This window comes from Nocardia sp. NPDC049935, assembly GCF_055586645.1.
Genome location: NZ_JBVJHV010000005.1, coordinates 430,265 through 456,688, shown reverse-complemented (window position 1 = coordinate 456,688; position 26,424 = coordinate 430,265). Strand labels below are relative to the sequence as shown.

Annotated in this window: 26 protein-coding genes and 1 tRNA gene; 11 read left to right on the top strand and 16 right to left on the bottom strand. The window is 66.4% G+C overall.

From position 1 onward, the window contains the following. Nucleotides 1–22 precede the first annotated feature (22 nt). A complete protein-coding gene (locus tag ACZ6SF_RS21785; protein ID WP_466063976.1) occupies nucleotides 23–769 on the bottom strand; it encodes a DsbA family protein in 747 nt (248 codons plus the stop codon). A gap of 82 nt (nucleotides 770–851) precedes the next feature. On the opposite strand from ACZ6SF_RS21785, the gene ACZ6SF_RS21780 reads away from it, so the two are divergent. Further along, nucleotides 852–1,220, top strand: coding sequence for a cupin domain-containing protein (locus ACZ6SF_RS21780; RefSeq protein WP_466063975.1), 369 nt, complete (start codon nucleotides 852–854; stop codon nucleotides 1,218–1,220). Nucleotides 1,221–1,334: 114 nt separating this feature from the next. Continuing rightward, entirely contained in the window at nucleotides 1,335–2,102 is a 768-nt protein-coding gene (locus tag ACZ6SF_RS21775; RefSeq protein WP_466063974.1) for an SDR family oxidoreductase, read from the top strand. Between the two features lie 13 nt (nucleotides 2,103–2,115). On the opposite strand, the gene ACZ6SF_RS21770 is transcribed toward ACZ6SF_RS21775, so the two are convergent. Then, on the bottom strand, nucleotides 2,116–2,892 hold the full coding sequence (locus ACZ6SF_RS21770) for an SDR family NAD(P)-dependent oxidoreductase (protein WP_466063973.1): 777 nt from the start codon (nucleotides 2,890–2,892) through the stop codon (nucleotides 2,116–2,118). Nucleotides 2,893–3,062: 170 nt separating this feature from the next. On the opposite strand from ACZ6SF_RS21770, the gene ACZ6SF_RS21765 reads away from it, so the two are divergent. Together ACZ6SF_RS21765 and ACZ6SF_RS21760 are read left to right on the top strand one after the other, a co-directional pair. Beyond that, a complete protein-coding gene (locus ACZ6SF_RS21765; RefSeq protein WP_466063972.1) occupies nucleotides 3,063–3,515 on the top strand; it encodes a VOC family protein in 453 nt (150 codons plus the stop codon). A 155-nt stretch (nucleotides 3,516–3,670) separates the two neighbouring features. Further along, nucleotides 3,671–4,330 (top strand): immunity protein Imm33 domain-containing protein, encoded by a 660-nt coding sequence (locus ACZ6SF_RS21760; protein WP_466063971.1) that lies wholly within the window; start codon nucleotides 3,671–3,673, stop codon nucleotides 4,328–4,330. A gap of 210 nt (nucleotides 4,331–4,540) precedes the next feature. Here ACZ6SF_RS21760 and ACZ6SF_RS21755 read toward each other — a convergent pair whose 3' ends face one another. Continuing rightward, the gene (locus ACZ6SF_RS21755; RefSeq protein ID WP_466063970.1) at nucleotides 4,541–5,113 is read right to left on the bottom strand and encodes a maleylpyruvate isomerase family mycothiol-dependent enzyme; all 573 of its coding nucleotides are present in this window, start codon (nucleotides 5,111–5,113) and stop codon (nucleotides 4,541–4,543) included. Nucleotides 5,114–5,275: 162 nt separating this feature from the next. On the opposite strand from ACZ6SF_RS21755, the gene ACZ6SF_RS21750 reads away from it, so the two are divergent. Then, the gene (locus ACZ6SF_RS21750) at nucleotides 5,276–5,851 is read left to right on the top strand and encodes a dihydrofolate reductase family protein (RefSeq protein WP_466063969.1); all 576 of its coding nucleotides are present in this window, start codon (nucleotides 5,276–5,278) and stop codon (nucleotides 5,849–5,851) included. On the opposite strand, the gene ACZ6SF_RS21745 is transcribed toward ACZ6SF_RS21750, so the two are convergent. Both ACZ6SF_RS21745 and ACZ6SF_RS21740 read right to left on the bottom strand, forming a co-directional pair. Further along, nucleotides 5,833–6,459, bottom strand: a complete 627-nt coding sequence (locus ACZ6SF_RS21745; RefSeq protein WP_466063968.1) for a helix-turn-helix domain-containing protein — start codon at nucleotides 6,457–6,459, stop codon at nucleotides 5,833–5,835. The two genes, ACZ6SF_RS21750 and ACZ6SF_RS21745, sit on opposite strands and share 19 nt — an antisense overlap. A gap of 146 nt (nucleotides 6,460–6,605) precedes the next feature. Beyond that, nucleotides 6,606–7,544: an SDR family oxidoreductase gene (locus tag ACZ6SF_RS21740; protein ID WP_466063967.1), complete on the bottom strand. Its 939-nt coding sequence runs from the start codon at nucleotides 7,542–7,544 to the stop codon at nucleotides 6,606–6,608. Between the two features lie 195 nt (nucleotides 7,545–7,739). Here ACZ6SF_RS21740 and ACZ6SF_RS21735 point away from each other — a divergent pair, with 195 nt between their 5' ends. Further along, a complete protein-coding gene (locus ACZ6SF_RS21735; protein WP_466063966.1) occupies nucleotides 7,740–8,579 on the top strand; it encodes a helix-turn-helix transcriptional regulator in 840 nt (279 codons plus the stop codon). A gap of 10 nt (nucleotides 8,580–8,589) precedes the next feature. Here the strand turns inward: ACZ6SF_RS21735 and ACZ6SF_RS21730 are convergent, their stop codons facing one another. After that, a complete protein-coding gene (locus ACZ6SF_RS21730) occupies nucleotides 8,590–9,459 on the bottom strand; it encodes a LysR family transcriptional regulator (protein ID WP_466063965.1) in 870 nt (289 codons plus the stop codon). Between the two features lie 83 nt (nucleotides 9,460–9,542). Between ACZ6SF_RS21730 and ACZ6SF_RS21725 the strand changes: the two genes are divergently transcribed. Both ACZ6SF_RS21725 and ACZ6SF_RS21720 read left to right on the top strand, forming a co-directional pair. After that, a complete protein-coding gene (locus ACZ6SF_RS21725; RefSeq protein WP_466063964.1) occupies nucleotides 9,543–10,268 on the top strand; it encodes an SDR family oxidoreductase in 726 nt (241 codons plus the stop codon). A gap of 76 nt (nucleotides 10,269–10,344) precedes the next feature. Continuing rightward, nucleotides 10,345–10,524 (top strand): hypothetical protein, encoded by a 180-nt coding sequence (locus ACZ6SF_RS21720; protein WP_466063963.1) that lies wholly within the window; start codon nucleotides 10,345–10,347, stop codon nucleotides 10,522–10,524. Nucleotides 10,525–10,595: 71 nt separating this feature from the next. Here ACZ6SF_RS21720 and ACZ6SF_RS21715 read toward each other — a convergent pair whose 3' ends face one another. The 3 genes from ACZ6SF_RS21715 to ACZ6SF_RS21705 form a co-directional block, all read right to left on the bottom strand. Continuing rightward, nucleotides 10,596–11,930: a lipase family protein gene (locus ACZ6SF_RS21715; RefSeq protein WP_466063962.1), complete on the bottom strand. Its 1,335-nt coding sequence runs from the start codon at nucleotides 11,928–11,930 to the stop codon at nucleotides 10,596–10,598. 132 nt (nucleotides 11,931–12,062) lie between these two features. Continuing rightward, nucleotides 12,063–13,160 (bottom strand): CapA family protein, encoded by a 1,098-nt coding sequence (locus ACZ6SF_RS21710; RefSeq protein WP_466063961.1) that lies wholly within the window; start codon nucleotides 13,158–13,160, stop codon nucleotides 12,063–12,065. A 33-nt stretch (nucleotides 13,161–13,193) separates the two neighbouring features. Then, nucleotides 13,194–13,745: a hypothetical protein gene (locus tag ACZ6SF_RS21705; protein WP_466063960.1), complete on the bottom strand. Its 552-nt coding sequence runs from the start codon at nucleotides 13,743–13,745 to the stop codon at nucleotides 13,194–13,196. A gap of 52 nt (nucleotides 13,746–13,797) precedes the next feature. Here ACZ6SF_RS21705 and ACZ6SF_RS21700 point away from each other — a divergent pair, with 52 nt between their 5' ends. After that, complete coding sequence (locus ACZ6SF_RS21700) at nucleotides 13,798–14,169, top strand: VOC family protein (RefSeq protein ID WP_466063959.1); 372 nt, start codon at nucleotides 13,798–13,800, stop codon at nucleotides 14,167–14,169. 23 nt (nucleotides 14,170–14,192) lie between these two features. On the opposite strand, the gene ACZ6SF_RS21695 is transcribed toward ACZ6SF_RS21700, so the two are convergent. Then, nucleotides 14,193–14,972 carry a helix-turn-helix domain-containing protein gene (locus ACZ6SF_RS21695; RefSeq protein ID WP_466063958.1) on the bottom strand — a complete coding sequence of 260 codons (780 nt, stop codon included), beginning with the start codon at nucleotides 14,970–14,972 and terminating at the stop codon, nucleotides 14,193–14,195. On the opposite strand from ACZ6SF_RS21695, the gene ACZ6SF_RS21690 reads away from it, so the two are divergent. Continuing rightward, nucleotides 14,866–15,975, top strand: a complete 1,110-nt coding sequence (locus ACZ6SF_RS21690; RefSeq protein WP_466063957.1) for an LLM class flavin-dependent oxidoreductase — start codon at nucleotides 14,866–14,868, stop codon at nucleotides 15,973–15,975. The genes ACZ6SF_RS21695 and ACZ6SF_RS21690 overlap by 107 nt on opposite strands. Nucleotides 15,976–16,248: 273 nt before the next feature. On the opposite strand, the gene ACZ6SF_RS21685 is transcribed toward ACZ6SF_RS21690, so the two are convergent. Further along, on the bottom strand, nucleotides 16,249–16,497 hold the full coding sequence (locus ACZ6SF_RS21685) for a hypothetical protein (protein ID WP_466063956.1): 249 nt from the start codon (nucleotides 16,495–16,497) through the stop codon (nucleotides 16,249–16,251). A gap of 132 nt (nucleotides 16,498–16,629) precedes the next feature. On the opposite strand from ACZ6SF_RS21685, the gene ACZ6SF_RS21680 reads away from it, so the two are divergent. Beyond that, a complete protein-coding gene (locus ACZ6SF_RS21680) occupies nucleotides 16,630–17,817 on the top strand; it encodes a hypothetical protein (protein WP_466063955.1) in 1,188 nt (395 codons plus the stop codon). Nucleotides 17,818–18,620: 803 nt separating this feature from the next. Here ACZ6SF_RS21680 and ACZ6SF_RS21675 read toward each other — a convergent pair. From ACZ6SF_RS21675 to ACZ6SF_RS21655, 5 genes are all read right to left on the bottom strand, one after another. Continuing rightward, nucleotides 18,621–20,516, bottom strand: a complete 1,896-nt coding sequence (locus ACZ6SF_RS21675; RefSeq protein ID WP_466063954.1) for a hypothetical protein — start codon at nucleotides 20,514–20,516, stop codon at nucleotides 18,621–18,623. Nucleotides 20,517–20,640: 124 nt separating this feature from the next. Continuing rightward, nucleotides 20,641–21,081, bottom strand: coding sequence for a hypothetical protein (locus tag ACZ6SF_RS21670; protein WP_466063953.1), 441 nt, complete (start codon nucleotides 21,079–21,081; stop codon nucleotides 20,641–20,643). A 296-nt stretch (nucleotides 21,082–21,377) separates the two neighbouring features. After that, nucleotides 21,378–23,570, bottom strand: coding sequence for a hypothetical protein (locus ACZ6SF_RS21665; RefSeq protein ID WP_466063952.1), 2,193 nt, complete (start codon nucleotides 23,568–23,570; stop codon nucleotides 21,378–21,380). 764 nt (nucleotides 23,571–24,334) lie between these two features. After that, nucleotides 24,335–24,407, bottom strand: a tRNA-Arg gene (locus ACZ6SF_RS21660). A 79-nt stretch (nucleotides 24,408–24,486) separates the two neighbouring features. Further along, nucleotides 24,487–25,947 carry a flavin-containing monooxygenase gene (locus ACZ6SF_RS21655; protein ID WP_466063951.1) on the bottom strand — a complete coding sequence of 487 codons (1,461 nt, stop codon included), beginning with the start codon at nucleotides 25,945–25,947 and terminating at the stop codon, nucleotides 24,487–24,489. Between the last annotated feature and the right edge of the window lie 477 nt (nucleotides 25,948–26,424).

Here is a 26,424-nt window from a genome sequence, read left to right as displayed (position 1 = left end):
GCGCGTCGAAGGTGAGGAGGACTCAGCGGGCGGCGGCGAGGAGGGGGGCGAGGCCGTTCGGGGTCATCAGGGCGGTCCGGTCGGTGACCTCCGCGCCGTTGATATAGACGGTGGGCGTGCCGCTCACGCCGCCGTCGAGAACCTCCTGGGTCTTCGCCTTCAGGTAGGTGTCGTAGGACCGGCCGGTGACGCAGTCGGCCACCGCGGGGTCGGTGTAGCCGGTCGATCCGGCGATATCGATCAGATCGCTGTCGGGCAGGCCCTCGCTGTACTCGGGCGGCTGTTGCGCGAACATCTCCGCCAGCCAGGCCTGATAGTCCCGCACGCCGGTGTTCGCGACGCAGAACGACGCGTTACCGGCCCGGGAGGAGTACTCGGTGGTACTGGCCCGGTCGAGGAAGGAGATGACGCTGTATTCGACCGCGGCGGTGCCGTCGCGGACCGCGTCCGCCAGCACAGCCCCGTTGAACTCCTCGAAGGCCTGACAGACGGGGCACTGCAGATCCATGACGACCCGGACCGTCACCTTCGCACCCGGGTCGCCGACCACGACCGCGCCGTCGGCGGTGACATTCGCCGGGGCCGCTTCGCCGGCCGCGGGGATCGCGAGGCCGGGGATCTCCTCGGCCGTCGCGGTGCGCACCACCAGCCCGATACCGATCGCGGCGACGGCCAGCACCAGCACCAGGACGGGAGTCAGGACGACGAGGAGCCGGCGGTTGGGTGCGGTGTGCTGCTGCGGCGGCCACCCGCCCGGACTGGTGCTCAATTCATCTGCTCCCGCTCGCGGATATTCCGCGGCCAGCCTAGCCGCCGGAGCACGAGGACCCGAGTGGTGTCAGGATCGGATCATGTCGAAAGCTGCCGTGGATCTCGCCGCCAAACTCTCGTCGTTCTCCGAGCATTGGTCCCCGAAGGTGGTGGCCCGGCTCAACGACTACGAGATCAAAGTGGTCAAACTGCAGGGTGAGTTCGTCTGGCACCGCCACGAAACCACCGATGAACTCTTCCTCGTGGTCGCGGGCGAACTCACCATCCGGATGCGCGACGGCGACGTCCACCTGGGCCCGGGCCAGTTGTATGTGGTACCCAGGGGCGTCGAACACTGCCCGGTCGCGACGGGGGAGGTACACGCCGTACTCGTGGAGCCTGCCGGGGTGGTCAACACCGGCGACGCCGGCGGGCCGCTGACCGCCGAATACGACGACTCACTCGCCTGAGGCGATCCGCATACGGGCATCGGCGGCCCGGCCGGCCCGCGGATGCGTCGGCGCGGCGCCCGCTGTCCGGCCGCCCGTCCTGCGAGGCTGTTCGCATCCCTCACGGAGGTGCCGATGACGAAGCGGATATTGGTGACCGGTGGAACTGGACGGCTCGGGCGGGCCCTGGTGCCGCGGCTGCTCGCCGCGGGGCACGACGTCCGGGTCCTGACCCGGTCCGAACACGCTCCGGCGGAACACACCTGGGCGGTGGGGGATCTGGGCACCGGTAGCGGGCTGGACGCGGCGGTCGCGGGTATCGATACGGTCGTCCATCTGGCGACGACGAACGGCCGCGGCGATATCGCCGCGACCGAGGCCCTGATCGAGGCCGCGCGAACCTCCGGCTCGCCGCATCTGGTGTACCTGTCGATAGTCGGCATCGACCGTCACGCCCTCGGCTACTACCGCGCCAAAGCGGAATGCGAAGCGCTCATCCAGCACTCGGAACTCCCGTGGACGATCCTGCGGGCCACCCAATTCCACGACCTGATCGCCGAGATATTCGATATCCAGCGGTGGGCGCCCGTACTCGCCGTGCCGGCGAAGGTGTCCTTCCAGCCGATCGACGTCCTCGAGGTGGCCGACAGCCTCGTCTCCCTCGCGGAGGGACCACCCCGCGAGCGGGTTCCCGATATGGGCGGTCCGCAGGTCCGCGCCGTCACCGACCTGGCGCGCGCGTATCTGCGGATCATCGGCCGTCGCCGTCCGGTGGTGGCGGTGCCGCTGCCCGGTAAGGTGATTCGCGATTTCCGCTCCGGCCTGCACCTCGCTGTGGAGCATGCGGACGGACGGATCACCTTCGAGGAGTTTCTGGCCGCACGTGCCGAGGGGGCCGAATAGTCCGCGGGCCGGTTCAGTCCGGGATCAGGGTCTGTGACCGCTGGACCGTACCGGTGATACCGGCGGCGTCCTGGGCGGCGAGCAGGACCGCCGCCCGGGCGATGGTCTCGGCCGGTTCCACCATCTCCGGTGGAATCTCCCGGGTGCCGCCCGCCGCCTGCCAGCCCTCGGTGAGTACCACTCGGCTCGGGCTCAGGCAGTTGACCGCGATATTGTCCGCGCGCAGGTCGGCGGCCAAACCCAGATACAGCCGTTCGACGGCGGCCTTGGAAACCCAGTAGGCGTTCGCGCCGCGGTCGACCATATCGACGCCGGTGGTGGTGATGGCGATCAACGACCCGCCGCCCCGGGCCCGTAGCCGCGGGATCACCGCCTTGGTCACCGAGAACACCCCGGTGAGGTTCACATCCAGGCACAACTGCCACCGCTTCAGCGGGGTCGTCTCGACCGGACCCAGCCACAGCACCCCGGCATTGGCGACCAGGATGTCGATACCACCCAGTTCGGCTACCGTCCGCGCCACCGCGTCCTCGACCGATCCGGGATCGGTGACATCGCAGGACACCGCGAGTCCCCGGCCGCCGGCGGCGGTGATTCGTTCGGTCACCGCGTGGATCGTGCCCGGTACGGTGCCCTCGGCCTCGGAACGGGCCGCGACCGCGACCGCCGCTCCCGCCCCGGCCAGCCGCTCGGCGATGGCCGCCCCGATACCGCGGCTGGCTCCCGCCACGAACGCGACCTTTCCGGCCAGTGTTGTCCCGGCGGACTCCGGGGTCGGGTTCGTCTGCATCTGCCGCCTCACGTCGTCCGGTGTGGTGTGCGCGAAGGTGTACCGGCACGGCAGGTCGCCGTACCGTTGCAACCCTTCTCCTGAAGTGAGAATATGCTTCTTGTGCTCAAGAATGCAATTCTGAACAGACCTCCGGTAGCTCCCGGACCGGTGCGCGGCAGGTGCGGGAAATGAAGCCCCGGGACCAGTTCCATGTGGGCATCGTGACCACCGATATCGAGGCCACCACGGCGGCGCTCACGGCGACCCTCGGCTACCGCTGGGGCCGCACCGTCGGCAGCACCATCGAGGCCTCCGGTCCGGACGGCCCCGGAAAGTTCGACCTCACCTGCGTGTTCTCGATCGACGAACCGCGTCTGGAAGTAGTACGCGCGATCGCCGGAACCCTGTGGGAGCCGGTCCCCGGCGGCGGGGTCCACCACATCGGTTACTTCTCCGACGATGTCGTCGGCGACCTCACCGGGCTCGTCGAGCACGGCTGGGATGTCGAGGCCACGCGCCGGATGCCCGACGGCAGCCTGTTCTTCGCCTTCCTCGCCAACCCGGCCGGCTTCCGGATCGAACTCGTCGACCGCCGCGCCGAATCAGGGCTGCGGACCTGCTGGACGCCGCCGCCGGCCTGACCCGCTACCGGGCATACCCGCGGCCGGCCCGCTGCCGATATTCGCGCGACCGACGCGCGTGATGGGCTGTCCTCCGGCATGATTCGTAGTGAGATGTCGGCTTCGGCGCGATCGCCGCACCCGAATCCGACCGGATCCCGCGAGATCGGAGAACCGTGGAGCAGCGGAGGACGGCAGCCGGTGTCGCCGGCCACGCCGAGTTCACCCTGGAGTACCGGCCGGACCCCGTCTACGGTCCGGGTGTCGAATGGCTGCTGTCCGGGCTGGAGGAGTCCATCCGGGAAGGTAGCCGGTTCCCGGTCGGCGAGACCGTCGGTATCGGCTGGCTGGACTGTTCCGTGACGGACCGCGGCGACGGCACCCTCGGGCTGTGCGAACCCGACTTCGCGCGACTTCCCCCGGCGCCGGTCGCGGGCGCGGCACAGGCCCTGGAGCAGTTGTGGTTCCAGCGCGAGGTCGCCAGGAGCGTCGGACTGGAACCCGAACTGGATTTCCCGAACCATCAGCAGCTCGCCATGACCTGCGAGGCCTTCGGCGCGACCACCGATTCCGTTCTGATGCAGCGCTACCCGCACGACGATTCGGAATCGGGCTGGTTCATCGGCTGTTCGGGCGCGATCCACCGGCACACCGACAACACCCTGCGCGCGGCGACCCTCTACGAACTCGCGATGGTGAAACCGGCCGTCATCGGTTACCTGGCCCTGCCGACCGGTTGCACCGTCGTTCTCACCGGCGATGCCCCCGTTATCGCCCGCGGCGCCGAGCGACTGCTTCCCCGGGAAGGCTCACTACTCGCGTCGATGTATCCCTGATCGGCGCGGACTCCGGCTCGGAACCGGCCGGGCCCGGGACGCCGGTCGGGCCCGAATCAGCCCTCGTAGTGCGCGCCCACCTGCACGACAACGATCCATCAGCGAGTTGTAGTCGCTTTCGGCCACGAGTACGGCGTTTGCACCGCTTTTGGATATCGTTCTCCGACGTCTCGGGTGACCTTCACGTAGATCCATTCCTCCGGGGCCGGTTCAGAGCGCCCGCCAGGCCGGATCCCGGCCGATGAACGCCATCAGCCGGTCCTGAGCGGAGGCGGTGTCGTCGACGGCCACGGCGGGACCGAACTGTCCGCTCGCACGCAGTACCGCGTCCATCGGCTCCATACCGGCCAGCGCACTGCGGCAGCGCTCTTCACCGAGATCGGGCTCGCGGCCGAGGGCTCTGGCCAGATCCCAGGTGTGCATCCAGATATCCGGTGTGTAGAAGGTGTCGATCGCTTCGTCCACGGGCAGGTCGCCGGTATTGGGGTTACGCAGAATTCGCCCGCCCGGGTCGTCGAGCACGGCCTGGATATCGGTGACGTGCTGTTTCCACGCCCCGGCGGGATCGGCCGCGATATCCAGCGACGCGAACTCCAGCCCCGCGCCCCCGAGGAAACCCCGGGACCATTCGACGAGATGCGCCACGATATCGAGCGCCGTCCATTCCGGGACCGGGCTGGGCCGCGCCCAATCCCGGTCCGAAGCCGATTCGACGAGTTCGGTGAACCGGGCCGCGTCCTCGCGATGCCGCGCCGCCGGAGTATCCGCCGCCGGTGTGCTCATACTGCCTCCTGTGCCGGTCCGAGCAGTGGGTCGTTCGTGCTGGTGCGCTCAGTCAACCCCGAGGGTGTGACAGACGGTGTCGGTTTCGTCCAAGACATCGGCCGCAGCGGTTCCTAGGCTGACCACAGGCAGAATCCGATGCCCCACACTCAGGAGGAACTGATGACACGCGAACTCGTCTACACGGGCTTCATGTCGCTGGACGGCGTCGTGGACTCGCCGGGCGGCACGGTCGAGGGGCATCGCAGCGGCGGCTGGGTGATGGAGACCGAATTCGTGCCCGAGGCGTTCGCGCTCAAGGGCGAAGAACTCGCCGACACCACCGCGCTCATGTTCGGCCGCCGCAGCTACGAGGCCTTCGCCCCGATCTGGCGGGATTCCGAGGACCACGCCGCGTACAAGGATCTGCCGAAATACGTGGTGTCCAGCGAAATGACCGACGATGCCCTGATCGACGGGTGGGGTGAGATCACGATTCTGCGATCGGCCGAGGACGTCGCGAAACTGAAGCAGACCGAGGGCGGCCCGATCTACATCCACGGCAGCGCCGAACTGGCCCGGCGGCTGTCGGCCGCCGATCTGATCGACCGCTACAACCTGCTCGTCTTCCCGGTGCTGCTGGGCGCGGGGAAGAGCCTGTTCGACCGATCCGACCGCGAGAAGCAGACGCTGCGGCTGCGCGAATCCGCGAGCTATGCCAACGGAGTGTCCAAACTCGTCTACGAGGTCGTGCGCTGACCCGGGTCGAGGGCGATCGCGCCGCCGGTTCCGGCCCGTAGTTGCCGGGCCGTCCGCCCGACGTAGCGCCGCAGCGCCCGCGCCAGGTGGGGTTCGTCGTAGTACTCGAGTTTGCCGACCACATCGGCCGCCGTTTCGCCCGAGGCCAGCAGCAGCGCCGCGGTGCGGGCCCGCCCGATCTGCCGGACCGCGCCCTGGGTGAGTCCGGTCGCCGCCCGGAAGCGGCGTTCGAGCGTGCGCTCACCCACCGCCGGCGGCGAACCGCGCAGAGTCCGGGCCACCACCGGATCCCGGACCACGACGCCCTCGCGGACGAGCCGGTCGACCAAGGCCTCGGCGTCGTCGGGTCCCGGCGTCTCCCGGCGGGCGCCGTCGAGCCAGAATGTCCGGCCGGTCACCTCGGGCAGCACGATCCCGCCGTCGACCAGCGCCGAGGTCGCGGTGGTGCGCAGGGCCGTACCGACCGCGAACTGGATCCCGACGAACCCCGCGCCCTCGGGTACCGGCGCGGTCCCGGTGCGGCTCTCGGGGCCGGTGATCACCGCGTGGGCTTTCCCGGACTGCTCCCAGAACACCAGCCCCCAGGTCTCGGACGCGACCGAGGTCATCTCCGAGACCTGCTCGCTGCGACACGTCCACACGGACTCGACCCACGCCGAATCCGACGCCCGTGTCCCGAACAGCAGTCCCACTCACGAAATCCTAGGCCGAACGGCCCCGGCCGGGCAGTGCCGCGGGCCCGGACCCTCGGAGATCAGGCGGGGAATCGGGCGCCGGCCAGCTGCTCGGAGAGTTCCCAGAGCCTGCGGGCCTCGTCCATCGGGCGCAGCGGGGGCCACAGCTCCTGCCGGCCGGGCCGCCCGCCGAGATTGCCCGGGCCCCTCGGTCCGTAGAACTCACCGCCTCGTACATCGGGGCCGGTCGCGGCGAGCAGCGCGGGCAGGGCGGCCGACTCGACGGTGCCGACCAGAACGCCCATCCTGGAGAGCGCACGGATGGCGCGGACCGCGACGGTATCGCGTTGCCGGCCCATCCCGGGCTGTGCGGCGAGCAGATTCGTCGGCGAGACCCCCGGGTGGGCCAGGGTGCCGGTGATTCCCCACCCCGCGGCGGTGCTGCGCCGATCGAGTTCCCGGGCGAACAGGCCGACGGCGATCTTCGACTGGCTGTAGGCCTCGCGGCCGTCGTACTCGTGTTCCCAGTTCGGGTCGTCCCAGTTGATCGCTCCGCTGCGCGCCGCGATGCTCGTCTGCTGTGTGACCCGGGCCCGCCCCTCGCGCAGCAGCGGCAGGAGTCCCCGGGTGAGGGCGAAGTGCCCGAGATGGTTGGTGCCGAACTGCAATTCGAAACCGTCGGCGGTGACCTGCCGGTTCGGTGGTGTCATCACACCGGCGTTGTTGACGAGGATATCGATCGGCCGGCCCTCCGATACGAGGCGGTCGGCGAGGGCGGCGACCGAGTCGAGCGAGGACAGATCGAGGGGCCGGGTGGTGACTGTCGCGCCCGGGACGAGAGCACGCAGGCGTCCCGCGGCGTTCTCGCCCTTGGCCGCGTTGCGGACCGGCATGATCACCTCCGCGCCCGCCTGGGCGAGCCGGCGCGCGATCACGACCCCGATCCCGTCGCTCGCACCGGTGACGACGGCGAGTTTCCCGGACAGGCCGGGGATGGCGATATCCGTATCGCGAGCCATGGTGGGTCTCCTTCGTGCTGCGGCCAATGGCGTGTACCCCGAGGTTTCCGCATCGCCGGGACCGCATCCACGGCCTGCCGATCCCAGGCTCGGCCGGCCACCGCCGCGCCCGCCGATGGGGGGATCGTCAGGCCGAGGCCGGCTGTTCTCGCAGGTGGTAGAAACGCAATCAGACCGCGAGAGAGGAACGTGCCGATGATCGATCGCGTCGGGCTGGCCGATTTCCTCCGCAGCCGCCGCCGTGCCCTGCAACCCGAGGACGTCGGTCTGCCGCGCGGCTCCCGCCGCCGGACCGACGGGTTGCGCCGCGAGGAGGTCGCGGCGCTGTGCAATATGTCGGCCGACTACTACTCCCGGCTCGAACGGGAGCGCGGGCCGCAGCCGTCGAGCCAGATGCTCGGTGCGATCGCGCAGGGCCTGCACCTCTCGCTCGACGAGCGAGACCATCTGTTCCGGCTCGCGGGCCACAATCCGCCCGCCCGTGGTGGAACCAGCGACCACATCGGTCCGGGTCTGCTCCGCGTTTTCGACCGCTTGACCGACACCCCCGCGGAGATCGTCACCGAACTCGGCGAGACCCTGCGGCAGACCCCGCCCGGTATCGCGCTCAACGGCGACGCCGCACGGTACACGGGCAACGCCCGCAGTATCGGCTACCGATGGTTCACCGATCCGGCTTCCCGGCAGCTCTACGCCCCCGATCAGCACGAATTCCTCACCCGCATGTACGTCTCGGGGCTCCGTGAGATCGCGACCCTGCGCGGGCCCGATTCCCGGGCCCAGTACCTCGCCGATCTGCTCCGCGCCGAGAGCGCGGAGTTCCGGACGGTATGGGAGAAACACGAGGTCGGGATACGGCCGCGCGATGTCAAACACTTCGTGCACCCCGAGGTCGGCGCCCTGGAACTGACCTGCCAGCGCCTGGTGGATCCGGGGCAGGCCCACGCACTGCTCGTCTACACCGCGATTCCCGGCACCGAGAGTCACGAGAAACTGCGCATGCTGTCGGTGCTCGGTGCGCGGGTACTCGGCTGATTCCGCCGATTCAGGTGGGCAGCGGTACATCCCGGAGTCCGGCCGCGGTGCGTACCAGAGCGGCGATATCCGGTGACGTACTGTTCGGCGGCCACGCGATCACCGTGGTGATGCGAGGCGCGTCGACGACGGGTACCGCGACGTGTTCCGGCCACTGCCAGGCCCGGCTGGACGCCGGGATGACCAGCAGCGTCCGGCCGAGCGCCACGAGCTGGGCGAGTTGCGACTGGGTATGCACCTCGGGCCCGGGCCCGTCCGGGTAGGACCCGTCGAGCCGGGGCCAGCGCGCGATCGGCAGGTCCGGTACTGCGCTCACCTCCGCCGTCGTCAGCTGGGCGCGCGACGCGAGCGGATGCACCGCGGGCACGATCGCGACCTGGTCCTCGGTGTGGAGGTCCTCGGTGTCGAACCCGGCGAGGTCGTCGACGGGCCGGTGCATGATCGCCACGTCGGCGCTCCCGTCACGCAACCGATGCGCCTGCTCACCGACCTCGCACAGCAGCACATCGACCGGCGCGGCGTCGGGTTCCCGGGCGGCCGCGTCGAGGAGGCGTCGCAGCAGTTCGTGCGACGCCCCGGCCTTCGTCACCAGCACCAGCGACCGCCGCGGATCACCGGCTCGCCGCGTTCGCCGCGCGGCCGCCGCGACCGCGTCGAGGGCCGACCGGGCCTCACGCAGCAGCACCGCACCGGCGTCGGTGAGCCTGACACCCCGGCGGTCCCGGTCGAGCAGCCGGACGCCGAGTCGCTGTTCGAGCAGGCGGATGGCGCGGGAGAGCGGCGGCTGCGCGATCCCCAGCCGCACCGCTGCGCGTCCGAAATGCAGTTCCTCCGCGACGGCGACGAAGTACCGGAGTTCGCGGGTTTCGAGATCGCGCACACCGGCAGTCTAGCAAGCTGATACCCGGTGGGTATCACAGCGGATTCAACCGGTCTTGGACAGCCCCGTTCGGTGTGCCGAGCATGGACAGCGTGAACGATACGAAGATCGCGCTGGTCACCGGCGCGAACAAGGGAATCGGCTTCGCCATCGCACAGGGGCTCGGAGCGCTCGGATTCACCGTCGCGGTAGGCGCCCGCGACGATGCCAGGCGCGCGGCCGCCGTCGAACGCCTGCGGGCCGCGGGTCTCGACGCGTTCGGCGTCGCTCTGGACGTCACCTCCGACGACAGCGTCACCGCCGCGGCGGCAGCACTCGACCGCACGCCCGGCCGGCTGGACGTGCTCATCAACAACGCGGGTATCGGCGGGCGCACCGAGCACGCCGCGCAGGATCCGACCACCCTCGACCTCGATGTTCTCCGAACCGTGCTCGATACCAACGTATTCGGGGTCGTTCGGGTGACGAACGCGATGCTGCCGCTGCTGCGCCGCGCGACCTCGCCGCGCATCGTGAACATGTCGAGCAATATGGGGTCGCTGACATTGCGGACCGGTCCGATCATGGCCGCCTACGCACCGTCGAAGTCGATGCTCAACGGCATCACCACCCAGTACGCCCGCCGGTTCGCGGATACGAAAGTGATCGTGAACGCGGCCTGCCCGGGCTATGTCGCCACCGATTTCACCGGTTTCGCCGCGCCGCGAACGCCCGAACAGGGTGCCGCGATCGCCCTGCGCCTCGCCACCCTGCCCGACGACGGCCCCCGCGGCGGCTTCTTCGACGACGCGGGCACCGTGGCCTGGTGATCCGATCGCCGGAATGGCCACCACCTGCGCCGATGCGATGTTGCCACCCGTAGCGCGGGCGGAGGACACTGTTGGTATGGCCGACAGGGAGCAACGCACACCTCTCTACGGAGTGGTGCTGATTCTCGCTGCGCTCGGTGCGTCGATGGCGGTCAGCTATTACGGCCCCATGTGGTTCCGCGTCACGGTCTACATCCTCACGGCGGTGATCGTGCTGGTCGGCGGCGTGATGACGTTCCGGGACTACCCGTACTGACGTAGCGGATATCCGCCTCCCCGGCCCCCGGGGCGGCGCGCGGCCACGCGCCGGTCCGGGCGGCCGCTACCTCAGCATTCGCTCGGCGCGGGTGCGCCCCGCAGGCGCGCGTCGATCCACCCGCCGAGTTCGGGGTAGCCGCTGAGGTAACCGATCAGATGCTCACCGCCGACGACGCGGAAGAGCGCGGAGACACCGCGGTCGCACTGTTGCCGGTACATGGTTTCGGCGTCGTCGAGCGGTATCCACGGATCGTGCAGGCCGTGATAGATGTACAGCGGTACGGCCGAGGTCCGGCCGGTGAGGTCCATCCGCTCGAAAATATCGGCGGCGAACGGACTGTCGAGCACATTCGCGCTGTTGGCCGCGACATCGATCGGTATGCCGACCACGCCCAGGGGGCCGGAGGCGTCGCCGCAGATATCGCGCACCGGCGAGGTCGCGACCCACTGCCCGAGGTGGTTCATCTGCCGCAGGATCTCGGGCCGTTCGCGCGCGACCGCCAGCGCCACCGTCAGCAGGATCCCGGACGAGATATTGCCGTTGAACTGGTGGGCCACGCTCGCGTTGTCGGTGACCAGACCACCCGCCGCCGCGCCCGTCAGGACATCGCGCAACTCCGGCGCGTACTCGTCGAGCAGCATCGCCGCCGCGTAGGCGGCGATCGCGCCACCGGAGTAGCCGATGGCCACGTATCGGCTGGTACCGAATTCGGCCGGCGCATGGGCGCGCACGGCCCGGATGGCGTCGAGCATCACGTGCCCGGCGATATTGGGTTCGGCATAGGCCATCAGCGGGCCCTCGTGATCCGGCATGAGGACCGCGTGACCTTTGCTCAGCGCCCACCACACCGACGGCAGGAACACCGGGAAATCGTTGTTGGGCCGATCCAGGAGTCCGTGCGACAACTGGAACCCGGGGGTGCAGTGCGTGCCGAGCGAATTGATCGGCATCGCGTTCACCTCCACCGGCCGTGGCCCGGGCCCGGGCCACGCGGCCGCCGGAACGATCAGGGTCGCGGTCCCGAAGGACGGGCCGCCCGACGCGGAGGTCGACCGGAACTTCAGCAGCGTCGCCCGCGCGATGGGCGTGGCCATTCGCACGGCCGTCGTCGGGGTGACGTCATGGGTTTCGATGATCTGCCCCGGCGACAAGGCCGCGAGGTCGGCGGGCCACGTATCGAATACCGGGTCGCCGGTCGCCGACGGCAACACCCCGCGCCACAACGACGTCTCGGCCTCGGCGCCCGCGATCTGCGGCGGAGCCGGAATCGTAGAGTCGATCCACTCCTGCAGCGGCGACGGCGCCGAGACTCCCGGCGGCTCCGCGGATGCGTGGGGTAGCTGCCCCACCAGCGACGCACTACCGACCAGCACGGTCACGACGAATGCCAGCAGCGGCCTCACGTACTCACCCTCGATTCGACAGATCCTCGGCACACCAGATCCCGAGCAGTATCGACCGCCGATTCCGTTGACCGCCAACCAATTCGCGAGATCGGTGCTCGCTCACAGCGCATCGACTTCCGCGCTGTGGTTTCACCCCGCGCGGTATGCGGTGAGCAAGCCGTCCCGCCCGGTCCCGATCCGGGTACCGAAGCGGCGTCCGATATCGGCGAGCACGGCCTGTAACCACAGGGCCTCGGCCGTCTCGGCCCGCTCGAGCCGGACCCGCCGGACGCGCAGCGGCAACATCCGCACCGCGGCGGGGCCGCCGGGCTCGACGGTGACGAGATACAGCAACCGCAGCTCCGGCCGGTAGGAACCGTGGCCGCCGATACCTTCGTAGTCGTCGATGACATCGCCGCAGCCGTACAGGATGGGCCTGCCCCGGTAGAACTCGATCGCGCGCGGGTGGTGCGCGGAGTGCCCGTGCACGATATCGACGCCGGAGTCGATCAGCCGGTGCGCGAACTGCCGCTCACTCAGGCCGGTGCCGTAGCCCCAGTTGGGCCCCCAGTGCACCGACACGACGGTCACGTCGCCGCGGCGGGAGTCGGCCGACAACCGCGCGGCCACCTCGTCGGCGTGCCGGACCGAGGGCTGGTCGATCAACCACACGCCCGGACGGTCGCCGCCCGCGGCCCAGTCCGCGGGTACACCGCTGGACAGCGTCGATACCGATGCGATCAGTACCCGCCCACCGGCGGCCGGTACCGTCGCCGGCCGCCGGGCGGCAGCAAGATCCGCTCCCGCACCCACGGTACGGATATGCGCACCGGCCAGCGCGCCGAGAGTGCCGGTCAGCCCTTCGATACCGAAATCCAGCGAATGATTGTTGCTCAGCGCGCACGCATCGGGCCGCAACACCGTCAGCGCCGGGAGATTGCCGGGGTGCATCCGGTAGTGGACCCCTTTGCCCGCCGCGAAATCACCGCCCGCGGTGATCGCGGTCTCCAGATTGACCAGGCGCACATCGGGCGCGAGCGCATCCAGGATGCCGAGCACCTCGCCCCAGGGGTCGGCGAACCGGTACGGCCGCGGAATCCGCCCGTTGGCCTGCTCCGCCAACTCGACGTAGCGCCGGGCATCCCGGACAACCGGCTCCCGTAGTTCCGGGCGCCCGGCGTGCGGCAGCAGCTGATCGACGCCGCGGCCGAGCATGACGTCACCGCCCAGCAGGACCGTGACGGTCATGGCGACGCCGGAACCCGCGACATCGGTTCGGGATCAGGCGAGCGTCTCGTCGAGAGTGGCGGCGGTCAGTATCCGCGCGGACCAGGTCCGCACCTGGTCCGGATCGGCCGAGCGTACTCGGCGGACCGCGGCGGCGGGAAGTGGGCCGAATTTGACCGTCATCTGCTCGATCAGCAGTTCGGCCCTACCTTCGGCACGCCCCAGCACGCGCCCGCGCGCCTCTCCGCGAGCTTCGCCGCGCGCCTCTCCGCGAGCTTCGATGGTTTCGGCTGTGGTCACAATCGCCTCCTTCGCGCGCGGGCCGAGTTGTTCGAATACCGTCGCGAGCTCGGTTTCGGCGGTGTCGCCGACGGTCATGATGTAGGTCAGGACGGTCAGGTAGTCGCCGAGGGGGTCCGGGCCGGACTCCAATGCGCGCAGGTCTTCGAGCCAGTCCAGCATATCGCGGCCCAGCCCTGGGTTGTGTGGTGCGATTTTCTGCAGGACGAGAAGCACCCTGGTCGCGGGGGTGAGGTCGCGGGCGCGCAGGGTGGTGAGGTCGGCGTCTGTCCTGCCGGAATGGTGCGGCCGGTATGCGGGTTGCAATCGTTCGATACGTCGACCTCGAAACGATCTTCGATTCCTGCAGGGGGCATCCATGGCGATAGCGCGATTGGCCGCGATATCACTCGACAGCGATGATCCGATCATGCTCGGCCACTTCTATCGCGACCTCCTCGATCTGAAACCCATCCACGAATCGGCGGAACTGGTGGTGCTGCAGGCGAAAGGGGTGGCGATCACGATAGAACGCGTTCACGATCACCGAGCTCCGGACTGGCCGGACGATACGATCCCCAAACAAATGCATCTCGACCTGTTCGTCACCGATCTCGACGAATCGGAGTCCGCGGCAATATCCATAGGTGCGACCAAGCCGGATGTCCAGCCCGCACCGGGCAAATGGCGTGTGCTTCTCGATCCCTCCGGTCACCCGTTCTGCCTCACGCTGCCGCCCACGCCCGAGTAACGCCACCGGCCGGCGCACTCGAATCAGCCGACCTCCCTGGTTTTTCGCTCGAATGCGTCCGCGGTTCGGGAATCGGCAGGCAGAAAGGTCTCCAGCCGTAACTCGGAGATGGTGACATCCACCGCGGTGGCGAAAGTGGTGATCGCGGTGATCAGGCTCAGCTCGCCCAGATGAGACCGAAGGCGGATCGGGACCGCGAAGCCGAGATGCCCGGTGCCGGTCGCGGGCGGGCGCGGTACATAGCTCGCGAGTTCGGCCAGCATCGCCAGGTGCCGCTCGTGCGGGGCGCGGGCGTTGTCCTGCCTCGGCCGTTCGAGCACATGGTGCGCCCAATCGTCGAAGTTCAGGATCCGCGGCGCCATACCGCGTGGATGTAATGCCAGGCGTAGCACGTTCACCGGTGGCTCCAGCAGTTCCGGCGCGGCGCCCTCGGTGAGTATGCCGATCCCGTCGTTGGCCGCGACCAGATCGCCGAACCGGTCCACCACGATCGCCGGATACGGACTGTGCCCGGCGAGCAGCCGCCGCAGCCCGCCCATCACCGGCCGCAGCGCCGGATCGTTCAGGTCGGTCTCGGGATAACTCGGTGCGTAGCCGGCCGAGAGCAGTAGTGCGTTCCGTTCCCGCAGCGGCAGTTGCAGAGATTCCGCGACCCGCACCACCATGCCGCGCCCCGGCAAGGACCGCCCGCTTTCCATGAAGCTCACATGCCGCTGCGTGGTGCCCGCCCGCAGCGCGAGCTCGAGTTGCGACAGCCGCCGCCGCGACCGCCAGTCCTTCAGAGCGGCACCGAAAGCATTCATGAGCAGAGCGAAGCATATTCCCTCCAGGGAATTGAACGCATGCCCTCGCCGGGCGACGGTTGACCACATGGAATACGGACTTCTCCTTCCGGCGGGCCAGGCCCAACTCCGTGCGGGCGGCTCCACACAAGCCTTGGTCGAGACCGCTGTGAAAGCCGAGAGGCTCGGCTTCGACTCCGTCTGGGCCGGCGACTCCCTCGTCCGCGCCAGGATCGAACCGCTCACACTGCTGTCCGCCGTCGCCCAGGCGACCGAACGGATCACGCTCGGTACAGCGGTCCTGATGCCCGCCTACCGGCACCCGGTGCACGCGGCGGTGACCCTGAGCTCTCTCGACCTGCTGTCGGAGGGTCGTCTCGTGGTCGGCGTCGGTGCCGGTTTTCCGGGCCTGAGCGAGCAGGAACTGGAGCTGGTCGGGGTGGATTTCCGTACCCGCTTCTCCCGGCTCGACGATACGGTCGCGCTGTGGCGTGAACTGTGGACCGGGAATCCGGGGTCGTTCCACGGCAAGGTGCTGCACTACGACTGGTTGCCCGAAGTGCCCGCACCCGCACGCCCGGGCGGCCCGCCGATCTGGCTCGGTGGCATCACCCCAGCCGCGCTGCGTCGCACAGCCCGACTGTACGACGGCTGGCTGCCCTACCCGCCCGACCCGGCGGATTACGCGACCGCACTGCGCACGATCAGTGACACCGCGACGCGGCCGGTCACCCCGGCTCTGTTCGCGACCGTGTTCGTGGACGACGACGCGCAGCGGGGCGCGAAGGCGCTGGACGAGTACTGCCAGGCCACCTATCGCATGCCGTTGGAGTCCGTCTCACGAATCCAGGTGATGATGACCGGCCCGGATATAGTCGCCCGGCTCGGACGGTTCGCCGAAGCCGGTGCGCGGCACATCCTCCTGCGAATCGCCGCGGTCGACCCCGCCGTATTCGACGAGCAGCTGGCCGCGGTCGCGGAGATCCAGGCGGCGCTCCCACGCGGGCTCGGGGCCGGCGGATGAGGACAGCGAATTTCGACGCGAATCGTGCGTCACCGTGCCATACGCCCTTCGCTCGAGGCGTTCGGCAACTGGTTCGGATGGGCGCGTGCGGTGGTGGGCATCCGATACCTTCCAGATCGGCGCACCAGAATGCCTGGCCCCGCCGAGTATGTCGTGATTTCGTCTGCTGGACCACGCGGCAGGGACATCGCTGCCGCTATGTGGGCCGAAACCAGATGACGGTCAGGGCGAGGAGTGCGAGCACCAGCAGCCACAGGACGAGGTCGGCCACGGTCACAGCTCGACCACCGGCCAACGGTATCCGCGCGGATAGACCTGCATCGGGGTCACGAGCGCCGCGAGGTCTGTGATGGTGTGCCGAACCGCGTCGGCATGCTCGAAAGACGGAACGACAACAGCGGCGGCGTCGTGCTCATAGATCGCGGCGGACACAATCAGCGCAGTCGCTAGTGGCCCGGTGTCGAGCCAGATCGTCCAAACGAGCCGGAAGTCGTGGCGTTCGGCCACCTTATGGATATCCACGCCACCGCCATACACATCTCGCCGAGTCATTCCGATTGCCCTGTTCATGGCTGAAAACGTTGCCGGAACCGGGTATTTCGGGGGAAGGTAAGGAGTCGGAAGCTCTGACCAATTCCTACCAATGGGGGAAGTGTGGAGGTAGTTGTCTGGACAGGCGCGACGGTCAGGCTGCTGCGTAAAGCGCGCCGGATGACCCAGCGCCAATTGGCAGAAGCCGTCGAGTTCGACCAGCGAACCGTCAGTACGTGGGAGCGCGCGCACGACACCGAGGTCAGCGCTGCGGGTTCGGCCGGATTGGACCGTGTCCTGGCGACCGCACCGCATAGCGAGCAAAATCGGTTCCAGGCCCTACTGGAGGAGCACGACATGATCAACCGGAGGCAATTCGGTCTCGCGACCGCACTGGGAATCGGGGCCGCCGCGCTGCCCGGCACGTCCGGGACCGCGGCTGCCGCTGTCGAGCATCTTCGGACGACGGTGCACGCAGCGATGCTGCTGGATGATCAACTCGGTTCGGCTGCAGCGCAACCCATCATCACGGCACATGTCCAAACCTGCCTGGCCCTGTTGCGCGACTGTCCGTCACCGCTGCGTGAGGATGTGCAGTCGCTGACCGCCGAGGCGATCGGCTCGCAAGCGTGGGCAATGTGGGACACCGGGGAATACGCGCACGCCGATCGTCTCTTCACCGATGCCCACGATCACGCCACCGCCGCCCGCAGCATCGACGTTGCGGCAGGCCTTATGTGCCATAGGGTGCAGCTCGCACTATGGACCGGCCGTCACCGACTCGCCGCCGACCTCGCCGAAGCGACCATGCGGCTGCCTGTCGCCGACCCCCGAGTGGCCGACTATCGGCGGCTTCAGACAGCACAGGCCTACGCATACGTCGGCCGGACCAGTGAAGCGTGGCAGCTACTCGACCGAATCTCCGGTGAGCATATTGAGCAAACCACCCCGGACAAGTCCTACACCTACTACCACAGCGCGTGGCTCACCGGCTTTCTGTCCAGCCGAAGCTTGGAGATGGCTGGAGAATCCAAGGCGGCAGTATCAACCATCGAATCGACTATCGGCCGGATCCCCGAGACCGACACGAGAGACCGGGCACTGGCACACCTGCACTTCGCGAAGCTGGTCGCACCCGACGATCTGGAACGCGCCTGCGACGCGATGGCATATTCACTGGAGCTGGCAAAAGTGAATACGTCACCGCGCCTGCGTGAGGTCTACCGCGAAACTCGGACGTTGCTCACGCCATGGAAGGAATGTCAGGCTGTCCGCGCGCTAGACGATTTCGCAGCCAGGGTGCATATGTGAATTGACGCAAAACCTGGTAGACGAGGACCGCTAGACTTCTTGTCTGACCACGCGCGCTCGGTATGGTACTTAGAGGGCAGCCCGCGCTCGTACGTTGGCGTGTTTGCTGCTGGTAAAGACTCCGGCTGCGTGTCGCGTCCGGCTCACAGGCTGAAATCGTTCGATATGATCTTCGATGCCGTAAGGCATGCATGGCAAGTCCCTAGGCAATCCCTGCATCCTTTAGTGGTTCGTCGACCCGGGTACGGTTCTTGAATACGTTTCCTGGGTAGGCGTTCGCAGGGAAGGCATCTGTCACTGAATCAAGTAACTCGATGGCGTTGCTCTCAAGAAGACCGGTGGCATGCGAGATAATGAACTTAGGGCTTTGCCCGGCATAGAGGTCGAAATCTTGAGCTGAACCGGTAACTGGAATCCCTCAGAAATCGAAGCTGCGACATGACAATTCCGCACTGATCTGCGCAAAGGCGCTGACGGGTTGTGCCCTCGGCAGGACACACAGAACATGGGCAACTGGAAAACGCCTGGTAATTGTCGATATGTATATGGTCTGAGTACTTGCATATCACGACGTTTCGATCGATACCCTCGGGCGAGGGAAAATCCCGCTGGTGGACGATGCGTCGGACAGTAGCCCCCGTGTTTAGGTTCTTCAGCTCGTACGTTATGGCTGGCAACATTGCGTCCTGGCATCTTTTTCCTTCCTCTGATCGAGGTCTCGATCGTCGATCGGGCGCGGCCGCTCCGGTCGCGCGGAAATGCCGGATTTCCTTGCACGTTGGATAGGCTGGAGGTCAGAGATCTCAGCTTGTTTTGGTATTGGTGAGGTGGGGGCCGATATAACCGATGTAGATTTTGCGGTCTGTGGACCAGTTGTCGAGGTAGTAAAGGCGAGGACTGATCTGGCTGCCGCGTCCGAGGCGGAAGTGGGCCTGCATGGTGATGTCTCCGGATGGCGACACGCATGTGGGCACAGGGAAGATGCGTTCATAGCCCCACTGTTGCATCGTCTTCGGGGACTCGCTGGAAGCGAATTTTCCTAACGAAACTGTGCGATAGCCGGGAGGCGGGTCGCTCAGATACGCATGGACGTTTCTGTAGGAAAGGTTGTCGGTGCGGGCCCGGAGGTAGTCGCGGAGGGTCAAGACCACTTCCCAGGCGACGTTGGCAGTCGTGCCGTGTGCGTCGTGACGATCGAGATTGCCACAGATGTCTTGGTCGCCAGAAAATATGATCCCATTCGGTGAGAGTTGCTCCAGCTGGTCCAGCAATTGCAGGTAGGAGCCAGGGTATTCGGTGCGCTCGGGCGCCGGAACGACAACGTTATAGGCACCGGCCTCGGCGAGTTGCCGTCGCAGAAAGGAGATTTCCAGCTTTTGCGACTGGGTGGTGTCGGTGAGTCTCTGACGTTCCTCAGTCTCCAGGCCCAGCTGGTATTCCAATTGCTCGATGCCGTCGTTGCGTTCGCTTAGGAGGTCCTCAAGATGGTTGATCTCTTCTTGTTTCTCGTCGACCAGCCGGTCGGCACGTAGCAGGGTAGCTGTATTGTGGTCTGCATCGGCACGAATCTTAATTGCTTGTAGTGCGTCTCGAGTGACGGTGGTGAGTCCGAAGACCTCCCGAACCAGCGCGAGCTCGGGATCGCTGAGCGTTGTCGCCGATGTAGCGGCATGGACCGAGCCCGCGGTCGGTTCGGGCAGCATTCTTTCCGTGTCGTTATCGGTCGATGCATCATCACCGGTATCGAGGTCTTTGACTGGCACCCGTGCTGTGGTCTGTGCCGCTGCGGTCGACGTTATAAGAGGTGCAGTAGGAAGTAAGGACGAGGCCGGCTCGATAGCCGGGTTCGTGAGGGGCAGCGCCGAAGGATTATCGTAGTCCGTGGCTATGCTGCCCTTGAGGACGAGTTTGTTCTCAAGCCGGTCCAGAGTGCGCAGGCCTGCAACCAGGTCTCTGGGTAGTTTGTGGGTCGCGGCGTGCCGGCGGGCAATCCGCCCAAGCAACTGTTGCAGTGCACGGTCAGGAAGTTTGGTAAGAGTAGCGGTTGCCAAATAGCGATGCCTCAGGGCATCGTCGGGGTCATCGAAGTCGGTACCCGGCAGAAAGTTACGGATCGTGCCTGCCGCCACCGCATGTTGCTCGCCGGCGAGACGCCGGAACTCCGCAGTGGCGACGGGATCGAGCACCGCGAATTCAGCTTGCGCGGTGAGCTCCTTCGACCACTTCCTGGCTTTCTCAAGGAAAATATCGAAAGGCAGCTGGTCATTAGTTCCGGCGACGAATATCAGGCCGTGACGTTTGGGCGCCTGGATGCGCGCGACGAGTTCGACGATTCCCGAGTAGGGCACCTGCTGCGCGGTGCGGGCCAATTGTAGCGACTCGCTGGGCTTGATGGTCAAGCCTTCGACGAGTTCTCGGGCGATCCTTGGTGCGTCGACAAACCAGCCGTGTTGGTTACGGACCTGCAGCAGGAACCATCCGTCACCTGATCGGCTGGTATGGGCAGCGAGTTCGGTGCGCCAAGTGTTGTCTGCTCGGGTCTCGGACCAGCGGAACCGGATGAGCTCGTCTGTGGGCAGTGACTGTCGAGTCACGCCCAGGCGGTACTCATCCTGTTCTCGTACGCCAGGTTCGGCGACTGGCTGCTGCCATCCCTTGCTCCGCACCCATTCCTTGAACTCGCGGACAATGAAGTCCATGGATGTTCGGTCGGAATCGAAGCGGATGAAAGTCTGGTAGTGGTCCTCGGATTCCCGCTTGCGGTCCGGTCGTGCAGTAGGACGGCCCGGTCGCCGCGCCGTCAATGGAGTCGGTCGTGCCGGCTTACTCAACGTGGTCCCATTTCTCGCCGGACTCTGTATCAACCCGCGACCGCTCGTGGGCGATGCTGCAGATGAAGATTAGACCGAGTCCGTCAAGCTCGCGGTCACTGTCGCCGAAATGGTGCATGATCGCCACCTGATGTGTGCCTTCACACAGACAACGGTCGATGATCTTCAGTGGGGGCTGTAGCGAACTGAAGCTGAGTCTCTTCAGAGATGCTTGGAGGCCTTGGGTCTCGGAAGTGCAGGTTGGCTCGTTACGGTCGAATGGCTCGATGCACTCCTCCTGGGCTAACTGACCTGCCAGTTGAAATTCGGTTGGAGCGGCTATCTGCGTTGCATCGACGAATTCCTGGGCCTCGGAGGCGTCGCTGACCGGGGAGTCGACCGTCAGCACCGACAGAGCGCCGTGGCCGATGTCGAATCCTGGGATCACCGGCATCGTCAGAACGTGAAGACGCACCGCACTCACCGCCGAGAACTGCCATGTGAGCAACCCTCCGAGGTCGGCAACTGGCCTTCTTCTTGCGCTGGGAACAGGGTCGCTGCGTGCTTGGTGACAGCGGTGACCTGCACGGCCGGGATACACCGAACCTCCAAGTGATATCGAGTCGATTGTCGGCGGTCAAGCCTGCAGTTGTCGGTGAGACAAGTTCGCGGATTCGTCGCAGTTCGTCTGGTCACGACCGCTTCGGATTGCGGATCCCTCTCGATGAGGAGGGATCCGCAATCACTCCATTAGTTCTCCGTCAGATCATCATCATCATCGTAGTCGTCGTCGGTCTCGCTGGAGTGGTAGTCGTCTTCCTCGGGGGGTTCGTGAACGGTGATCTGTGAACTTATCTTCTGTGCCCGAGTTGACATTTCGGACCAGTCGTCTCGACTGCCGAGTACCGACCCACCCACAGCGAGTCCGAGCAAGCTGGACAGGGTGTCGTCGAGGATTTCCAAGTCTGTCCTCAGCTTTAGCCGGAGGGCCTTTGCCCGGGCTTCTGGGCTCTGCGGCACCGTGTAAAGTTCTTGGCTCTCTACATTGGCCTCGGCGACTGCTTGGGCAGCTCGTTCGGGGTCGGACATGCGCACGACTTCGAACTGGGTCAGCGGTCTGGGCTGCCCAGCGGCATCAAGGAGAACTTGGCTCGGGTCCGCAGGATTGACCGATGGCACCATGTAGATGTTGGCAGGGAGGTTGCCTTGATCCCGAAAGTCTCTTTCGCTGAAAGAGTTTACGGCCGGCTGGTCGGACCGGAACAGATTGGCAGCATAGGCGAGCTGATAGAGGCCGACAACGTTGTCCAGTGCACTCAACTTCGCGATGATGTCGTTCGGTTCGGCGCGGAACGGGACTGTGCCGGAGTTCAGAGCACTGCCGATGTTACTCGCGAGCAGCCGATCGGCAACGAGGGCCACGCCGCCGGCTACCTGGAGGGTTCGTCGAGCATTCGCATCGCCGTCCAGTGATCGTGGTACCAGGGAGAGGAAATCATCTGTTGGCACTGGCTCCCAATCGGTCCCGAACAAGGTGAATGGGATTGGGCCACCACTGCTCCATGCGCGTCGAGCGGGCTGGAGGCTGCGGCCCTTGGTGGATCGCCATGGAATGTCTACCAACGGCCCGAGATAGCCGGCGAATCGCTTGTTGTGGATTTTGGTCATTCCGAGCAGCGATCGGAGCTGGTTCTTGAGTGCCTCGTATGCTTTGGGTTGCGACACAGCACTGATCAAGTAGGTCGCGCGCCAGAGGGCAGTGTTGGGAATGGTGTTGTCGCCGAACACTCGACTCGTGTACTCCGGGCCGAGCACTCCTGTCGCGAGCTTGACTACGTCCTGTTCGAGATGACCAGTGTGCTGGGCTCGTACCAGCGCTCTCTCGCCGACATCGATAGCCTGCGCGGCGGTGTCCCAACTTCGGAACTCCGTGTGGATAGAGCCGACGACCGCTCTGATCGCCTCAGCGAATACCTCATCCGCTGGCAGCATCGCGGTCGGCGTCGCCTTGACGTCGACATAGATCTGCGCCGGAAGCGTGAACGTCTGCCCGATCCGCACCGCATCCTCGGTCGGGGAGCCGGTCGCGACCCCAGCGGTGAAGTGGGCCCGCAGTTCGCTGGCGACTCGTTCGCGACCGCGAGCGTGATCCTGCGAGGGGTCGGGCGCCTTGCCGGCCCTTGGGGGTGCTGTGGCAAGCAAATCGCTGATCATTCGGGCGGCAATTTCATCCGGAGCGGCATCATCGCCCAAGCGGGCTGCGATCGCACAGACGAGCCGAGTCAAGCCATCGCGCACGGCCAAGACCTGGAACGGGTGGAAACCGTCCTCAAACTCCAGCCGCACGACATGCGCCAAGACTGGCCTGCCGACGCGTCTCGCTAGGATCGATGGTGCGTAATCGTTTCCCGTCCGGCGTGTGTGAACGATCGTCTGGTGCATATAGTCGGCGAGGTGCTGCACGTTCTTGAACGTGAGTGCCAGCTCGGCCAGCGGGTTACCGGCACAGTCGAGAGTGCCGGACACCTTCGGCCGTGCCACGGTCAGCGACTCGGCTTCGGTCCGAGGCTGCAGCAATGGCCACAATTCTGTCGTCCATACATGTCCGGGAACCTGGCTGAGAGTGGCCTTCTCGACTGTCTCAGTAACCAACAGGCCATTCTTGATCAACGGGGCGGCAGCTTCCGGCCGGACCAGCGCCCGCGCCACCGCGTGTCGACCATCTTCGTCGAGCAATCCCACCGCTTCCGCGGCGCGAACAAAGGTATTGCGATCCTTCGCGGTAGTCGAAATCGGTAGTGTGCTCTTGAAATTCACTACTTCCAGTGGCTCTCCGCCGACATCGAGCGAGACCGTCTGTACCGCAGCGGGAACCGCACCTTGCTGATGAGGATTTGACTCGTGCTGAGAGTCGCCGGAATCGGAGAAAATGAGCGTCGCCATGATAGCTCCAAACCTGCTTGCCACTAGGTCATTCCGGCTAAATCCGGAAGCCCTGCCCGCTCATTAGCGGCACGCGGGGGCATTGCATCGTCCGCGCTGCGTCTCGTCACCATTGATGCACAGCACGCGGTGACCGGCGGGGCATCCACAGCATTGACTGCTTTGCCCAGCCGTCTCCCCGGCCCCAGAAGGGCCACTCGGACGGTTCCCAGTGTGCAGTGCCCGCAGTTGTCGGGCGCGACCTTTCTAAGGTAAGAACCCCCCACTTCTATGTCAAGCGAAAGCCTCTGAAAATCAACAGATCCGGTGAAGTACTGTCTCCGCACTGGACCGAGCAGGAAGACTGGGGAGAGCATCAGAATCACTGGTGAAGCCCGGGTCAGTACCGAACTTGCGCGACGCGAGCTCCACAGACGCCGTTGTCCGGTCGTTGACATAGGACCACGGCCGGTCGACCGAGGGGTCGGTAGGACCACGCCTGGACTGCGGGAGGTAGGCCGGGTACGGCGCTCGTCGTGCCCACACTTCTCGGTTATCGAAAATTCAGCAATCTCGGTTCAGGTGGTGACGGCGTAGCGCGTGGCCGACGCACCGGCGCGCCGGTGGGCGGAGCCTGCGTAGCCCAGCCGCTGCGGGCCGTAATGCGGCGGCGGCGCGCAGCGCCGTCGCCCTTGATTCGGCCCGAACTGGATTCGCTGCGGACTAGGGGAGCGTCGGGCGTGGAAGGTTCCGAGAAGAAGCCCGCCCGACCTGCGTAGATGTTGTGCCCTCGGCAGGATTCGAACCTGCGACACCCGCTTTAGGAGAGCGGTGCTCTATCCCCTGAGCTACGAGGGCCCGGCCGACGGCCAGTGGGCAGGAGTCTACCGGGTGACCCGGCCGGGGGCCGCATCGTCGCCCGACCGGCCCGGACCCCTCAGGAGGCGAGGGTGGTTTCGTAGTCGGAGGGGTCGAACCGGCGGGTTTTCCAGCGGTAGAGGACGGTGGCGCCCGGCCAGTTGTTGGTGATGCGGCCCGAGGCATTGCGGTACCAGCTGGAGCAGAAGTTCCAGGGGGTGTCCTTCAGGCGTTTCTGGAGCCAGGCGTCCCAGCGCTGTTCGGTTTCGGCACGGGCGGCGACGCCGCGGCGGGGGTTGGCGGCCAGGTATTCGACGGCTTGGCGGATGTAGCGGGCCTGGGATTCCAGCATGTAGACGATCGAGCCGGAGCCGACGTTGGTGTTGGGGCCGTACATCATGAACAGGTTGGGGAATTTGGGGACGGAGACGCCGAGGTAGGCGCGGGCGCCTTCGGCGGCCCAGGTGTCGGCGAGTTTGCGGCCCTCGGTGCCGTAGATGTTCATGGGGGCGAGGAATTCGGTGCCCTTGAAGCCGGTGCCGTAGATGATGACGTCGACCTCGTGGTGGATACCGTCGGCGGTGCGGACGCCGGTCGGGGTGATCTCGGTGATCGCGTTGGTTTCCACGGTGACATTGGGGCGGGCGAGGGCGGGGAAATAGTCGTTGGAGAAGAGGGCGCGTTTGCAGCCGGGGGCGTAGTCGGGGGTGAGCTTTTCGCGCAGGATCGGGTCGGGGACCTGGCGGGCGCGGTGGCCGTCGGCGACCTTCACCACGGGTTTCTGGATGCCCTGGAGGTCGGTGAGGGCCAGGGCCATCACCTCGAAGAACATCCACCAGCCGAAACGTTCGGCCCAGCGGATCGGGGGGAGGTATTCGAAGACGGCGTGGTGGCGGGGTTCGTATGCGGCGTCGGCCTTGGGCAGCACCCAGGCGGCGGAGCGCTGGAACAGGGTGAGGTGTTCGGTGAGCGGCTGGATGCGGGGGATGTATTGGATGGCGCTGGCGCCGGTGCCGATACAGGCGACCCGTTTGCCGGTGAGATCGACGGTGTGGTCCCATTCGGCGGAGTGGAAGGCGGGGCCGGCGAAGGTGTCGATTCCGGGGATGGCGGGCATCGCGGGGCGGGAGAGCTGGCCGACGGCGGAGATCAGGACGTCGGCGGTGAGGGTATCGCCGGCGGTGGTGCGGATCTGCCAAGTGGCGGTTTTCTCGTCGTATTCGGCGTCGCTGATCTCGGTGCCGAAGCGGATTTTGCGTTCGAGGTCGTATTTGCCGACGACTCGTCGCATGTAGTCGTGGATATCGGCCTGCTCGGAGAAGCGCCGGGGCCAATCGCTGCGGGGTTCGAACGACCAGGAGTAGAGGGGGGAGGGGACGTCACATGCGGCGCCCGGGTAGGTGTTCTCCCGCCACACGCCGCCGAAGTCCTCGGCGCGTTCCACGATGGTGAAATCGCTGATACCGGAACGCAGGAGCTCGAGCCCCATGCCGAGGCCACCGAACCCGGCCCCGATGATGATGATCGACGGCGATGTCATTCTCCAAGGGTAGGGCGGCGGGGGTGCCGATCGAAGAGAAGCACGGACAACGAATCCATATTTTCGGCCACGATTTCCGGGTGCCCGTGCATATGTAAGCGAGGGCAGACTTAAGTACTACTTTGGTGTCTCCTCGCAATAACGGGTGGTCGGAGTGTTCCGCTGGGCGGAATTCGTCCTACCAGTTGGTACACGTGTCCGGACTGTGTCTCGTTTGGATGTCATTCCGTTATCTGACTTGGCAGTGAGCCGAAATCCCGGCTATCACAGACGAGTGCTCGGCGGCGATGGCGCAGTGCCGGTGGCCCGCAGGGGGCGTCGCGGGTGCTGCGTCTCATCCCGTGTCCGATATTGCGGGCACCCGCCTCACTTTCACCCCCGCTGACCTGCGCGCTCGAGATATTCCCCCGTTTCCTCCTACCGTCACCGCGGGTGGCTACTGCACGGTAGTCTGCGGCTGTGTGATGTGAGTCATGC